15 protein-coding genes are annotated in these 12,886 nt (G+C 45.6%); 5 read left to right on the top strand and 10 right to left on the bottom strand.

What is annotated here, in order from left to right:
• Positions 1-25: 25 nt before the first annotated feature.
• Entirely contained in the window at positions 26-982 is a 957-nt protein-coding gene (trxB, locus tag C2758_RS03050; RefSeq protein WP_215306311.1) for a thioredoxin-disulfide reductase, read from the top strand.
• Between the two features lie 70 nt (positions 983-1,052).
• On the opposite strand, the gene C2758_RS10720 is transcribed toward trxB, so the two are convergent.
• Together C2758_RS10720 and C2758_RS03040 are read right to left on the bottom strand one after the other, a co-directional pair.
• Positions 1,053-1,394 (bottom strand): DNA-binding transcriptional regulator, encoded by a 342-nt coding sequence (locus tag C2758_RS10720; RefSeq protein ID WP_251369245.1) that lies wholly within the window; start codon positions 1,392-1,394, stop codon positions 1,053-1,055.
• Complete coding sequence (locus C2758_RS03040; RefSeq protein WP_215329533.1) at positions 1,372-1,659, bottom strand: BrnT family toxin; 288 nt, start codon at positions 1,657-1,659, stop codon at positions 1,372-1,374. The genes C2758_RS10720 and C2758_RS03040 overlap by 23 nt, the downstream gene beginning before the upstream one ends.
• Before the next feature lie 192 nt (positions 1,660-1,851).
• Here C2758_RS03040 and ppa point away from each other — a divergent pair, with 192 nt between their 5' ends.
• The 3 genes from ppa to glnK are packed head-to-tail and all read left to right on the top strand — an operon-like array spanning position 1,852 to position 4,415.
• On the top strand, positions 1,852-2,388 hold the full coding sequence (gene ppa / locus C2758_RS03035; RefSeq protein WP_215329532.1) for an inorganic diphosphatase: 537 nt from the start codon (positions 1,852-1,854) through the stop codon (positions 2,386-2,388).
• The gene (locus C2758_RS03030) at positions 2,369-4,024 is read left to right on the top strand and encodes an NAD+ synthase (protein ID WP_215329531.1); all 1,656 of its coding nucleotides are present in this window, start codon (positions 2,369-2,371) and stop codon (positions 4,022-4,024) included. Before ppa ends, C2758_RS03030 begins: the two co-directional genes overlap by 20 nt.
• A 52-nt stretch (positions 4,025-4,076) precedes the next feature.
• Positions 4,077-4,415, top strand: a complete 339-nt coding sequence (gene glnK, locus C2758_RS03025; RefSeq protein WP_215329530.1) for a P-II family nitrogen regulator — start codon at positions 4,077-4,079, stop codon at positions 4,413-4,415.
• Positions 4,416-4,457: 42 nt separating this feature from the next.
• Here the strand turns inward: glnK and C2758_RS03020 are convergent, their stop codons facing one another.
• Both C2758_RS03020 and C2758_RS03015 read right to left on the bottom strand, forming a co-directional pair.
• Positions 4,458-5,483 (bottom strand): helix-turn-helix transcriptional regulator, encoded by a 1,026-nt coding sequence (locus C2758_RS03020; protein ID WP_215329529.1) that lies wholly within the window; start codon positions 5,481-5,483, stop codon positions 4,458-4,460.
• An 83-nt stretch (positions 5,484-5,566) separates the two neighbouring features.
• On the bottom strand, positions 5,567-6,193 hold the full coding sequence (locus C2758_RS03015; RefSeq protein ID WP_215329528.1) for a response regulator transcription factor: 627 nt from the start codon (positions 6,191-6,193) through the stop codon (positions 5,567-5,569).
• A 227-nt stretch (positions 6,194-6,420) separates the two neighbouring features.
• On the opposite strand from C2758_RS03015, the gene ilvD reads away from it, so the two are divergent.
• Positions 6,421-8,112, top strand: a complete 1,692-nt coding sequence (gene ilvD, locus C2758_RS03010; protein ID WP_215329527.1) for a dihydroxy-acid dehydratase — start codon at positions 6,421-6,423, stop codon at positions 8,110-8,112.
• A 76-nt stretch (positions 8,113-8,188) separates the two neighbouring features.
• Here the strand turns inward: ilvD and C2758_RS03005 are convergent, their stop codons facing one another.
• From C2758_RS03005 to C2758_RS02980, 6 genes are all read right to left on the bottom strand, one after another.
• Positions 8,189-8,662, bottom strand: coding sequence for a copper chaperone PCu(A)C (locus C2758_RS03005; protein WP_215329526.1), 474 nt, complete (start codon positions 8,660-8,662; stop codon positions 8,189-8,191).
• A gap of 96 nt (positions 8,663-8,758) precedes the next feature.
• A complete protein-coding gene (locus tag C2758_RS03000; protein WP_215329525.1) occupies positions 8,759-9,175 on the bottom strand; it encodes a DsrE family protein in 417 nt (138 codons plus the stop codon).
• A gap of 68 nt (positions 9,176-9,243) precedes the next feature.
• Positions 9,244-9,615, bottom strand: coding sequence for a DUF2946 domain-containing protein (locus C2758_RS02995; RefSeq protein WP_215329524.1), 372 nt, complete (start codon positions 9,613-9,615; stop codon positions 9,244-9,246).
• 84 nt (positions 9,616-9,699) lie between these two features.
• On the bottom strand, positions 9,700-11,199 hold the full coding sequence (locus tag C2758_RS02990) for a tripartite tricarboxylate transporter permease (protein WP_215329523.1): 1,500 nt from the start codon (positions 11,197-11,199) through the stop codon (positions 9,700-9,702).
• A 44-nt stretch (positions 11,200-11,243) separates the two neighbouring features.
• Positions 11,244-11,771, bottom strand: coding sequence for a tripartite tricarboxylate transporter TctB family protein (locus tag C2758_RS02985; protein WP_215329522.1), 528 nt, complete (start codon positions 11,769-11,771; stop codon positions 11,244-11,246).
• Between the two features lie 88 nt (positions 11,772-11,859).
• Positions 11,860-12,858: a tripartite tricarboxylate transporter substrate binding protein gene (locus C2758_RS02980; RefSeq protein WP_215330049.1), complete on the bottom strand. Its 999-nt coding sequence runs from the start codon at positions 12,856-12,858 to the stop codon at positions 11,860-11,862.
• Positions 12,859-12,886 lie beyond the last annotated feature (28 nt).

Below are 12,886 nucleotides of genomic sequence, written 5' to 3'. Positions count from 1 at the left end.
AATCAAGCAATCCTATAATTTGAATATGACTACAAATACCCCAAAACACTCCAAAGTTCTCATCCTCGGTTCAGGCCCTGCTGGCTACACAGCTGCCGTCTATGCAGCGCGAGCCAATCTGAGCCCCACTCTCGTTACCGGCCTGGCACAAGGCGGCCAATTAATGACCACGACAGATGTAGAAAACTGGCCAGCTGACCCAGATGGCGTCCAAGGCCCAGAGCTCATGGATCGTTTTTTAAAGCATGCTGAACGATTTAATACCAACATCATCTTCGATCATATTCATACTGCTGCATTAACTGAAAAGCCCATCCGTTTGGTTGGCGACTCGGGAACTTACACCTGCGATGCCTTGATTATTTCCACTGGCGCTTCCGCTCAATACCTTGGCCTTCCAAGTGAGGAAGCATTTATGGGTCGCGGTGTTTCTGGATGCGCGACTTGCGATGGCTTCTTCTATCGCAATCAAGATGTATGCGTAGTCGGTGGTGGCAATACTGCTGTTGAAGAAGCGCTCTACCTTACTGGCATTGCCAAAAAAGTTACCGTGATTCATCGGCGCGATAAATTCCGTGCAGAGCCAATCCTCAATGATCGCCTCATGGCTAAAGTAGCTGAAGGCAAAGTCGAACTCAAATTGAACTCCACGCTTGACGAAGTTTTGGGCGACGAAAAAGGTGTCACTGGTGTACGCATTAAGAAAGCCGATGGCAGCACAGAAGACATCGCTGTCACTGGCGCCTTTATTGCGATTGGCCATAAACCGAATACCGAGCTATTTATTGGTCAGCTCGATATGAACAACGGCTATATCAAGACACACTCTGGCTTGGAAGGTAATGCTACTGCTACCAACATCCCTGGCGTATTTGCATCAGGCGATGTGCAAGACCATATTTACCGGCAAGCCATTACTAGCGCAGGCACGGGCTGTATGGCTGCGTTAGATGCTCAGCGATACTTGGAGACTTTGGATTAATACAAGCAATCCAAGGCATCCAAATAAAAATACCTAGCATTGCTAGGTATTTTTATTTCTAAGATGGCTATCAAGCACTAAGAGCAAGCAATGCAATTTCAGGCGCCCTATCCAAAATTTTCAATAAAGCCTTAGCGGCACCAGTGGGACTGCGTTTCCCCTGCTCCCAGTTTCGAATGGTTTCTAAAGAGACTTCGATACGCTTAGAAAACTCTTGCTGGGACAGGCCAATTCTCTCTCGTACGCCTTTTGCATATTGAGCAGCATCTAACATGGCCTCTGCATCATCTTGATGTTGATGCAATTTAATTAAACGTTCCGTTGCCGCATCGAGTAATTTTTTATCGACGAATCCTTTGGGAAAGCTACTTGGATCATTTAGATCCACGCTAACTCGAATGATTTTCTTCATAACGCCTTACCTCCCTACGATTGGCCCGCCTAGCTGAAATAATCCTCATTGCTGTAGGCCTCTTTGTATAAATTACTACAAACACTTTTTCATCGAGCAAGCCTAATGCCCGAAATCGCTCTTCGCCATAATCCCAACGCTGATCTTTTTCTATCAACAAATTCGAATCTATAAAAATTGACATCACATATGTGAAATCAAAATTTCGAGAGATCTGGCATAAGTCACTTTTAGCCATATCCCATTCAAAATCCTTTAATTCCATTGTAGGCCAATGGCCTACCACTAGTCAAGCAAGCCAGGACTCATATCGATAAGCTTCACTACAGAAAGCCTTAAAATAGAAGCCATAAAGCATTCATGGCTTTAATAGCAGGAAATAGATTCAATCTTCAGCAGCATGGCTTTGCCTCTTTGCTAAGATCAGAGCGCACATTAATCACTAAGCGGAGTATTTATGAGTTACGACAAGGTCAGCCCAGGTAAGAAAATTCCAGAAATATTCAACGTCATTATTGAGATCCCCATGAATGCGGATCCAGTGAAGTATGAAGTGGATAAAGAAACTGGCTGCCTCTTCGTAGATCGCTTCATGGGTACGGCAATGCACTACCCATGTAACTACGGCTATATCCCTAAAACAGTTGCTGGTGACGGAGATCCTGTAGACGTCCTCGTCATTACCCCATTTGCATTGGTGCCAGGCTCAGTCATCAGCTGTCGCGCTATCGGCATGTTAGAAATGGAAGATGAAGGCGGCCAGGATGCAAAGTTGTTGGCTGTTCCAGAAGACAAGATTTTGCCAATCTACAAGAATTTACAAAAGCCGGAAGATGTGAACGAATTACTTCTCGCCCAAATCCAACACTTCTTCGAGCACTATAAAGATCTCGAAAAAGGCAAGTGGGTAAAGGTTAAAGGTTGGACTGGTGTTGCTGGTGCCCATAAAGAAATTTTGGACGGCATCGAAGGCTATGCCAAGTCACAGAAATAATTCAGTAGTCATTGGAGTGAGCTCGCAAAAAATCGCCCTAGCGCAAATCAACCCACTTTTGGGTGATTTGCCTGGCAACGCGCAACTCATCTCACAAGCTGCCGCAGATGCTTATGCAAAAGGCGCCACTGTAGTTCTTACGCCCGAGCTCTCGCTCACTGGCTACCCTCCAGAAGATTTGCTATTGCGCCCAGCCTTTATTGAGGCAGCAGATCGAGAGCTCAGTTGTTTAATATTGGGGCTCCAAAAATTTCCGGGGCTAACTGTCATCGTTGGCCACCCTCAGAAGACTGCCCTTGGTTTACAAAACTACGCCTCAGTCATTCGTGATGGCAAGATCATTGCTGGCTATGCCAAACAAGAGCTGCCTAATCATGAAGTGTTTGATGAGGTGCGTTATTTCACGCCAGGTAATGAAGCCTGCGTCTTTGAAAATGCCGGTATTCAGTACGGACTCATTCTGTGTGAAGATGCATGGCATGCAGGTCCAGCAAAACAGGCTCATGCAGCTGGCGCCCAAGTGCTACTGGTTCTCAATGCCTCTCCTTATCACCTGCAAAAAGAATCTTTACGTATTGAGGTGCTGCGCAAACAAATTGCTCTAAGTAAGATGCCATTAATTTATGTAAACGCAGTAGGTGGCCAAGATGAACTAGTTTTTGATGGTGGCTCATTTGCTTTAAATAGCGCGGGCAAAGTAGTGATGACCATGCCGCAATTTGAGACTGCTCTTGGCTATGTAGATGTCAACGCCTCCGCTGATTTAGTGCCAGGAGCAATGGTTACTCCATCCAGTGTGGAAAGCCAGGCTTACCAAGCACTTGTTCTGGGTGTGCGTGACTATGTTCAGAAAAATCATTTTCCGGGAGTCATTATTGGCCTCTCGGGTGGAGTTGATTCTGCATTGGTGTTAGCGATAGCAGTAGATGCATTGGGTGCAGACAAAGTTCGCACTGTCATGATGGCCTCGCGCTATACCGCTGACATCTCTTGGATTGATGCCAGAGAAATGGCCCAGAATCTAGGCGTTCAATATGATGAGATCCCAATTAGTGAGCCTGTTGATGCGTTGGAACATGCCTTAGCTGAACAATTTAAGGGCCTCAAACTCGATGCTACTGAAGAAAATATTCAGGCACGGGTACGTGGCACTCTCCTGATGGCACTTTCAAATAAAACAGGTCGTCTAGTTTTAACAACAGGCAATAAGAGTGAAATGGCTGTGGGCTACTGCACTTTATATGGAGATATGGCTGGTGGCTTTGCAGTCATTAAAGATATTGCCAAAACTTTGGTCTATCGTTTGTGTACTTATCGCAACAGTATTGCCCCGATCATTCCAGAGCGGATCTTGACTCGCGCCCCTTCCGCAGAATTACGCCCCGATCAGACCGATCAAGACAGCTTGCCATCATACGAAGTGTTGGATGGCATCGTAGAGCGCTATATGGAGCAAAACCAATCCATTGCCCAAATGATTGCCGCCGGCTTTGATCCCGACAGCGTCGAAAAAGTCACCCGCCTCATTAAGCTCAATGAATACAAACGTCGCCAAGCACCTCCTGGCGTTCGAGTCACAACCCGGGCCTTTGGGCGTGACTGGCGTTACCCTATTACCTCTCAGTTTAGGGCGTAACAGGGCACTGATTTTTAGTTCTAGGTATGATTACTGTATTAAGGGGAAATATATGAAGCTAATCACATCCGTTATTAAGCCGTTCAAACTCGATGAAGTTCGTGAAGCCTTAGCTGAAGTGGGCGTTACCGGACTGACCGTTACTGAAGTCAAAGGCTTTGGTCGCCAAAAAGGGCACACCGAACTCTATCGCGGCGCCGAGTATGTAGTCGACTTTTTACCTAAAGTAAAAGTTGAAGTAGTCATTGCCGATGATCGCGTAGATGCAGTAATTGAGGCAATTACTAAAGCAGCACGTACAGGCAAGATTGGTGATGGCAAGATTTTTGTTAGCCCAATCGAACAGGCTATTCGTATTCGCACCGGCGAAACCAACGACTCAGCAGTTTAAGTACTAGCATTCAATGCGCTAACTCACCCACTCTTTTGAGGGTTAGCGCAGTTGAGAATCTGTCCGGTCTACTGATGGAGCCGCTATTTCAGCGGCCTCTAACACTAAAGTTTTGAAATTGAGATTTGTCAGGCGTACTTTTGCACCCTGAAAAAACACGTCAGCCTGAGCAAGACCGCTAGTGAGAACTTTGAATGGAGGTTTGCCATAAAAGGATGCTCCCGCGCCAGGCTCAATAAGCTTGTTTTGCATCTTCCCAGAAGCATCGCTGACGCAAACAACTTGCTTTGATTTCACTTGTACGTAGACCATATCTGCCGCCTTACGCGGTGCATCTGTTTTGTAGCTAATAATGCCCTCTTCAGCAGGGCATACTCCCGTGGCTTCAGCACTGGCAGCGGGAGCTGGCGGCACTACTACCGCTGCTACGGCGGGTGCTTGGGCTGCTGCTACCGACTCCACTGGCGCCGCCGCTGGCACAGGCTCAATGATTTCTTCTTTTACAAGGACAATTTCTGCTGGTTTTTCTGGGGAAAATACAGGCTGTAAATTCACTACCGCAAATGCTGCAGCAGCAGCCACGCTCAACCCAAGAAACAGTTTCTTTTGTGTAGCTGATTTTGGCTTTGAGATGACTTGATTCAGAGGCACTTCTTTTGTCTGAACTTTTTTTTCTGCTACGGGCATCTGACTCTCTTGCACCTGCTCTTGAGTTTTGACCGCCTCTATTTTTGCTTCCGCTTTTTTAGTGCCCTCAATCTTTGGAGCATCTGTTAATTTAACTTCTGCAATTGGTAGCTGCACTTCACTTGAGGTTTCAGGCGCAGTTGCACCGAAATCAAACGCCTCCTCATCACCTAACTTGAGTAGATTTGCTACTTTCTTGGCAGCAGTTGCTTTAATTTGAGCGCTATAGAAGGAGCTGGTTTCACCGCTTTCAATCTGCTCAATTTGGCGTGTGGATAGACATGCCATTACACCAAGCTCTTTAGTACTTAAGCTCAGCTTTTCGCGAGCCTTGATGAAGGCCTCTTTGCGAATCTCAGGAATTTTAGAATTGGTATTCACAAAAAATGATTTAAGTGTTTTATCTATCAAAAATATTAGCTCATCTTAGTGTCAATTTAGTACTAGGGCAATTAGCCTAAAGGCTAGCTACTCTGGAGGTTTTCTAAATCGGATTCAAGGTACTTTGCAACTAACAATTGCACAGAATCCACACTCATCTTGTCCATCACTCTAGCCTTATGAACCTTGATTGTGGCATCAGTTGTACCTAACTTGACAGCAATATCCTTGTTGAGCAATCCCTTCACCAGCCAAAAGCAGACTTCCTTCTCTCTAGGGGTGAGGGTTGCGTAGTCTTTCTTAGTTTCCACCTCCTTGGAAACCCGCTTGAGCTGACGTCTATCAAACTCAAGGGCATCTGCAACTGCCTTCAGTAAATCTTCTAAATTAAAGGGCTTAAAGAGGAAATCTACAGCACCACGCTTGAGACCAGTAACAATTTGATGGGGATGACTCTGACCGCTGACAAACACAATAGGGGTTTTACGACCCAGTTGGACTAATTTTTCCTGTAAATCCAATCCGGTCACATCCGGCATTTGCATATCGAGCAAGATGACGGCTGGCGCTACCGGTACTGAATGCTCTAAAAATGCTCCTGCGGAGGAAAAATCTTCCACGATATAACCGACCTCCTTGAGCATTCTGCTTAAAGAGGTGCGCATCGACTCATCGTCATCAATTAGGTAGATGTGGCCAACTTTAGTCATTGAATTTAAAAGGAAAAGTAATAGATAAAGCAATGTACCGCAGCTTTCTTAGCAAGGATATTAGCTTTATAGCCAATAATGAGGCCAAATCAACAAATACAATAGATAAATGTCTTTGTTGCGATGCAGGACAAGGGCATGGAAATGAAGCAAAAACCCTGCATTCCGCCTTGTATCACGGCACAATAGAGCTTTTCGACAAATTCTTTTCTGGAGTCAATATCAGCATGAAACGCCTCAATGAACGCTCACGCAATGTCACCGAAGGGGTTGCTCGCGCACCCAATCGCTCAATGTATTACGCGATGGGCTACGAAGAGAAGGATTTTGTTAAACCGATGGTTGGCGTTGCTAATGGTCATTCCACTATTACCCCATGTAATAGTGGCTTACAGAAACTCGCCGATGCAGCAGTAAGCGCTCTTGAAGAGGCGGGTGCTAAGGCGCAAATGTTTGGCACTCCGACCGTCTCAGATGGTATCGGTATGGGCACTGAGGGTATGAAATACTCCCTCGTCTCACGTGAAGTGATCGCCGATAGCATCGAAGTGTGTGTAAATGGTCTATGGCAGGACGGCGTGCTTGTGATTGGTGGTTGCGATAAAAACATGCCAGGCGGAATGATGGCGATTGCGCGCACCAATGTACCGGCAATTTACGTTTATGGCGGAACCATTAAGCCCGGTCATTACAAAGGCAAAGAACTCAATATTGTTTCTGCATTTGAAGCTGTTGGTGAATTCACCTCAGGCCGTCTCAGCGAAGAAGATCTGAAGGGCGTTGAGCAAAATGCTTGCCCAGGTAGCGGCTCCTGCGGAGGTATGTATACCGCCAACACCATGAGCTCCTCATTCGAAGCCTTGGGTATGAGCCTGCCTTACTCATCCACTATGTCTAACGTAGATGCTGAAAAAGTTACTAGTGCCCACGATTCAGCAATTGTCTTAGTTGAGGCTATCAAAAATAATTTACGTCCACGCGACATCATTACCAAGAAATCGATTGAGAACGCAGTCAGCGTCATCATGGCAGTGGGCGGCTCTACCAATGCGATTTTGCATTTTCTAGCGATCACTAGCGCTGCTGAAATCGATTGGACAATTGATGACTTTGAGCGCATTCGTAAGCGCGTACCCGTGATCGTCGATATGAAACCATCTGGTCAGTATTTAGCAACTGATCTTCACCAAGCTGGCGGCATTCCACAGGTGATGAAGATCTTGTTGGATGGTGGACTCTTGCATGGTGACTGCATGACCATCACTGGTAAAACGATTTCAGAAACATTAAAAGATATTCCATCCGTGCCGCGTGCCGATCAAAAAGTGATTCGCACTTTAGATACCCCGCTGTATAAACAAGGTCACTTAGCAATCCTCAGGGGCAATATCTCTCCTGAAGGTTGCGTTGCCAAAATTACTGGCCTCAAGAATCCATCTATTACTGGCCCTGCTCGTGTATTTGACTCTGAAGATGACGCAATGGCCGCAATCATGGCGCAAAAAATCAAGGATGGTGATGTTGTGATTATTCGTTATGAAGGTCCTAAAGGAGGTCCGGGCATGCGTGAGATGCTTGCCCCTACCTCTGCCCTCGTTGGTCAAGGCTTAGGTGAGACAGTGGGTCTCATCACTGATGGGCGCTTCTCTGGCGGCACTTGGGGAATGGTTGTTGGTCACGTTGCTCCTGAAGCTTATGTGGGCGGGACAATTGCCCTCATTAACGAAGGTGACTCTGTCACGATCGATGCCCATAAGTTACTCATTCAACTCAATGTGAGCGATGATGAGATTGCGAAGCGTCGAGCTGCATGGGTACAGCCTAAGCCACGCTATACCCGTGGCTTGCTGGCTAAATATGCCAGCTTGGCAAGCAGCGCTAGCAAAGGCGCAGTGACTGATTTGGATTTAAAAATCTAAATTGACTAACCTAACTAAAAAAGCCCCTAAGTAAAACTAGGGGCTTTTTTATTGCACGCACTAATTGAGGTTTAGCTTAGTGCTTCATTGCACCTGGGTTGCCCATAGCATTCACAGGCATCTTCACTTCCACTTCACCCGCTTTAGCAAACTTGAGCTTCACAGGTACAGTTTCTCCAGCAGCCAATGGTGCCTTAATATTCATGAACATTAAATGCAAACCGCCTGGCTTGAGCTCAACGGTAGCACCTGCTGGCACTAATACCTCTTTGACTTGGCGCATTCTCATGACGTTGCCTTCCATCGCCATCTCATGCAATTGAACTTCACCGGCAACAGGGGAACTAGCAGAAATAAGTTGATCGGCAGCACCTTTGTTTTCAATCTTCATGAAACCACCAGCTACCTGCTGCCCCGGGACAGTAGCGCGTGTATATGCACTCTCAATTTGTACGCTACCCACTTTTGCAGTTTGCGCTTGTGCCGTAGCAACCATACCGAAACCTGCTGTAATAAAAAATACTGCATTAAATAATGTATTGCGTTTCATTCGCACATCCTCCTAATTAGCCTTCAATCCCAAGATATTTTTCGGGTTTATTTTTAAAACTACGTTCACTCATTAGAGTAAATAAAAATTTCACTACTACCAGCTCATCGTTTTAGTACCATCCTTAAAAAGAGCATCCCCCGTAACTTTAGGACCGCCCAGCTTTACTCCAGCAATAAGATCTGCTTCTGAATAGCCAGCTTGCTTTAAGCAGATTGGACACATGATGACGAGAGCCCCAGCAGTGATTGCTTCAGATAAAGCTTGTTGCAGCTCAACGTATTTACTAGACCCTGCTTTCACACCCAACATGACCGCCTTGTCATTTAAGAAAATAGTGAGTGGATGACCAGAAGAGAAATGGTGCTTACCAAAGTTGATCGCCATTGAGGCACGACTCACTTCATCGGTAGACAAATTAATAAATAGCGGATCATTTGCGGCAGAGAATGCCAATTGCGTAGTTGTAAATACAAATGCAAATACAAATAGTTTGAATAATTTTTTCAACATGCTACTTCCCCTCAAATTTCAGCAAGCTTCTTGCTCAATACACGGCTTTAAGCCGTGACCTAAAAAATTCAGGTTTTGATAGGAGGGGCTGCTGAGGGAGGGGTCAACCAAACAGCAAGTGGCTTGGGTGATTGATAAAAAAGCTGCGGCAGCAAAGAAAATGTTTGCGGCACCTGGAATGTCAGATTGGTATTAAAAGCTGGGGTAACTATGCTCTGGGCTAGGCAATACGGGCAAGGTTGCGCCCCCACGAGATCCAATTGATCATCAGTTTGGACTTGAATCTGCATCTTCATGCCCTCTGCAGAACAGATCTCCATAGCAAAACCTTGACCATGTTTTGCAAGCGATACCGCTTGAGAAACTGCTGGCGCAAGCGCACTCATTGCGATTGCTAGAGCAGCAATCCAGTGAATGAGGCAGTTTTTGCGGAAATTCATGATGGATGGATTCTATCGGATTTTTCGCTGAAATAGAAAAAGGGGGCTTGCGCCCCCTTCTCTTTGCTTTGTAAGCTATCCAGCTTACGCTGCAGCTACCTTTTTCTTACCAATAAACTTACCAATTAATGGCCAGAATAGCAGCAATAGTGCGAGAGAAGTAATTGCGCCTACCAAGTAGTTAGAGAAGAAAATATCTAAGCTTCCCTGTGAGAACAACATGGATTGGCGGAAGGAGTCTTCTGCGCGGTCGCCCAATACCAGAGCTAAAACCATTGGCGCCATTGGGTAGTCAAGTTTTTTGAATACATAACCCACAATGCCGAAGCCCATCATCAACCAGACATCAAACATGGCATTGTGAACGGTGTACGCACCCACCGCACAAATCACAATAATGACTGGCGCAATGATTGAGAATGGAATTCTCAAAATAGAGGCAAATAATGGAACGCAAGTTAATACAACAAACAAGCCCGCTAAGTTACCCAAGTACATACTAGCAATCAAGCCCCAAACAAAGTCTGGCTTCTCAACGAAAAGCAATGGACCAGGTTGTAGACCCCAAATCAATAGGCCGCCGAGCAATACAGCAGCTGTTGGTGATCCTGGGATCCCTAACGACAACATTGGTAACAAGGCGGCCGTACCTGCAGCATGGGCTGCAGTCTCTGGAGCAACAATACCTTCCATTTTTCCGGTACCAAACTTGTCACCTTCTTTAGATACGCGTTTTGCAACACCGTAAGCCATGAAAGATGCAGGAGTTGCCCCACCTGGAGTAATACCCATCCAGCAACCAATTAAGCAACTACGTAATGAAGTGGCCCAATATTTTGGCAACTGCTTCCAAGTTTCCCAAACAACCTTACCGCGAATCTTCGCTGCTGCACCTTGGAAGGCCAAGCCCTCTTCCATTGAAAGAAGAATCTCGCCAATACCAAACAAGCCGATCACAGCGATCAAGAAGTCAAATCCACGCATCAACTCTGGGTTACCAAAAGTTAGGCGCAACTGACCTGTAACGGTATCCATACCAACGGTAGCCAAGGCAAAGCCCAACATCATGGCGGAGATAGTTTTAAATGGTGAACCCTTGTTCATACCGACAAAACTACAGAAGGTCAGGAGGTAAACCGAGAAAAACTCTGGTGGACCGAATTGGAGCGCAAACTTCGCCACCAATGGTGCCAAGAAAGTAATCATCACAATTGCGAAGAAAGCGCCAACGAATGAAGATGTGAACGCTGCAGTTAATGCCTCGCCAGCTTTTCCATTACGTGCCATTGGATAACCGTCAAAGGTAGTTGCAACAGACCAAGGCTCACCCGGGATATTAAAGAGCACAGATGTAATTGCACCGCCAAACAATGCACCCCAGTAGATACAGGACAGCATGATGATTGCGGAAGTTGGCGGCATTGTGAAAGTCAATGGCAACAGAATCGCAATTCCGTTGGCGCCACCTAAACCAGGCAATACGCCAATAATCACGCCGAGTGTTACGCCAACAAGCATCAGCAGTAAGTTAAAGGGCGTCATTGCAACGGCAAAGCCGCTGAATAGAGCGTTAATTTCTTCCAACTTGGACTCCTTCTTTTCTAATCTTTTTTAATAATTATTGTTTTTTATTGCACGCCAATGAACTCAAGCGGATTGAACCATGAGCCATGTGGCAATGGAACTTGGAACCAGTATTCGAACATGAGGTAGAGGGCAGCACTCACTCCAACAGATACAGCAACCGCTTTCCAGATTGGGTATTTTCCCAACCAAACCATGAAGATGGCGATGTAGATGGCTGAAGCAACATAAATACCAATCAACTGCACACCTAGAACAAACACAATCGCTGGCAACAACACTGCCATCACCTGCCTAGAAGGCTCTCTGTCAACAAACGATTCTGTTTTCTTATTCTTATTCACAACTGCAACTTGATACAAAGTAATTGCACTAGAGATCATGATGATCAAGCTGATGTAGAAAGGGAAGTAACCAGCCTCTGGACCATCGACCCCCCAGCTAGCACCCAGCTTTAGACTACCAATCATTACAGTCAGGCCTAGAGCCAGGAATGCGATAGAGGTAACGATATCCATCATTCTCACACCAATCACTGAGTCTTGATTTGTATTATTTTTATGTTCAGACATTTTTATACTTTTTTAATAAATTTAATAAACAGAAGTACTTAAGAAATAGGACCCCTTACTAGCGGGGTCCTATTTAGTTTCTCGAAAATTACTTAGCCAAGAAACCAGCCTCAACCATTAACTGCTTATGCAAAGCTTCATTTAATGTAAGCCAATTTCTAAACTCTTTACCAGTCATAAATGTCTGATTGAATGCGCCATCAGCCATAAACTTTTTCCACTCTGGTGTGGCGCGTACTTTTTTGAACAAATCGATATAAAAATCAACTTGCTCTTGAGTTACGCCTGGAGCCATGAAAATACCGCGCAGCATCACGTAGTCAGTTTTTACACCTGCCTCGTTACAGGTAGGTACGTCATACCATGACATAGTGTCGGTAACTTTTTCTTTGTAAGGCATGCGTGTGTCATCAAATACACACAATGCACGCAACTTGTTAGCACGCCATTGCGCTACTGCTTCAATAGGGTTGTTCACTGATGAATCAATGTGATTACCTACGAGCTGAACAGCAACGTCGCCACCCCCTTTGAATGGGATGTAGGTGAACTTAGCACCAGTTGCTTTTTCAAGTGCAACAGTAATGATCTGATCTTCTTGCTTAGAGCCAGTGCCACCCATCTTGAATTTACCTGGGCCAGCTGCTTTAGCGGCATCAATATATTCTTTGGCTGTTTTGTAAGGCTTGTCAGCGTTATCCCATAAAACAAATTGGTCAAGGGCCAACATCGCTACAGGAGTAATGTCCTGCCAATTAAATGGCACGCCAGTTGCTAATGGAGTTGTAAACAAGTTCGAGAGAGTAATCACGATTTTATTTGGATCTCCCTTAGCTTCTTTCATCGCTAAGAATCCTTCAGCTCCAGCACCAGCACCCTTGTTCACAGGAATTACAGCCTGCTTCATCAGGTTATTTTTGGTAATAATGCCTTGGATCATGCGGGCCATTTGGTCAGCACCACCGCCAGGGCCTGCAGGAATGATGAACTCAACTGGCTTAGTCGGCTCCCATGCAGCGAACGCAGGTGAAACACTTGTAACACCGAGGGCTAATGCGGTGGAAATCAATGCCCCTTTTAACTTCATCTTCATGAACGCTCCTCCAAAAAAAATT

The sequence above is a fragment of the Polynucleobacter sp. AP-Sving-400A-A2 genome (genome assembly GCF_018688155.1).
GTDB lineage: Bacteria > Pseudomonadota > Gammaproteobacteria > Burkholderiales > Burkholderiaceae > Polynucleobacter.
Note: the sequence above shows the minus strand (reverse complement) of the source record. Positions and strands in the feature narration are given on the sequence as shown.

What these genes read in the sequence shown, in the direction of transcription:
- trxB (WP_215306311.1), top strand. Translation starts at nt 26, where the DNA reads ATGACTACAAATACCCCAAAACACTCCAAAGTTCTCATCCTCGGTTCA.
- C2758_RS10720 (WP_251369245.1), bottom strand. Translation starts at nt 1,394, where the DNA reads ATGAAGAAAATCATTCGAGTTAGCGTGGATCTAAATGATCCAAGTAGC.
- C2758_RS03040 (WP_215329533.1), bottom strand. Translation starts at nt 1,659, where the DNA reads ATGGAATTAAAGGATTTTGAATGGGATATGGCTAAAAGTGACTTATGC.
- ppa (WP_215329532.1), top strand. Translation starts at nt 1,852, where the DNA reads ATGAGTTACGACAAGGTCAGCCCAGGTAAGAAAATTCCAGAAATATTC.
- C2758_RS03030 (WP_215329531.1), top strand. Translation starts at nt 2,369, where the DNA reads ATGCCAAGTCACAGAAATAATTCAGTAGTCATTGGAGTGAGCTCGCAA.
- glnK (WP_215329530.1), top strand. Translation starts at nt 4,077, where the DNA reads ATGAAGCTAATCACATCCGTTATTAAGCCGTTCAAACTCGATGAAGTT.
- C2758_RS03015 (WP_215329528.1), bottom strand. Translation starts at nt 6,193, where the DNA reads ATGACTAAAGTTGGCCACATCTACCTAATTGATGACGATGAGTCGATG.
- ilvD (WP_215329527.1), top strand. Translation starts at nt 6,421, where the DNA reads ATGAAACGCCTCAATGAACGCTCACGCAATGTCACCGAAGGGGTTGCT.
- C2758_RS03005 (WP_215329526.1), bottom strand. Translation starts at nt 8,662, where the DNA reads ATGAAACGCAATACATTATTTAATGCAGTATTTTTTATTACAGCAGGT.
- C2758_RS03000 (WP_215329525.1), bottom strand. Translation starts at nt 9,175, where the DNA reads ATGTTGAAAAAATTATTCAAACTATTTGTATTTGCATTTGTATTTACA.
- C2758_RS02995 (WP_215329524.1), bottom strand. Translation starts at nt 9,615, where the DNA reads ATGAATTTCCGCAAAAACTGCCTCATTCACTGGATTGCTGCTCTAGCA.
- C2758_RS02985 (WP_215329522.1), bottom strand. Translation starts at nt 11,771, where the DNA reads ATGTCTGAACATAAAAATAATACAAATCAAGACTCAGTGATTGGTGTG.
- C2758_RS02980 (WP_215330049.1), bottom strand. Translation starts at nt 12,858, where the DNA reads ATGAAGTTAAAAGGGGCATTGATTTCCACCGCATTAGCCCTCGGTGTT.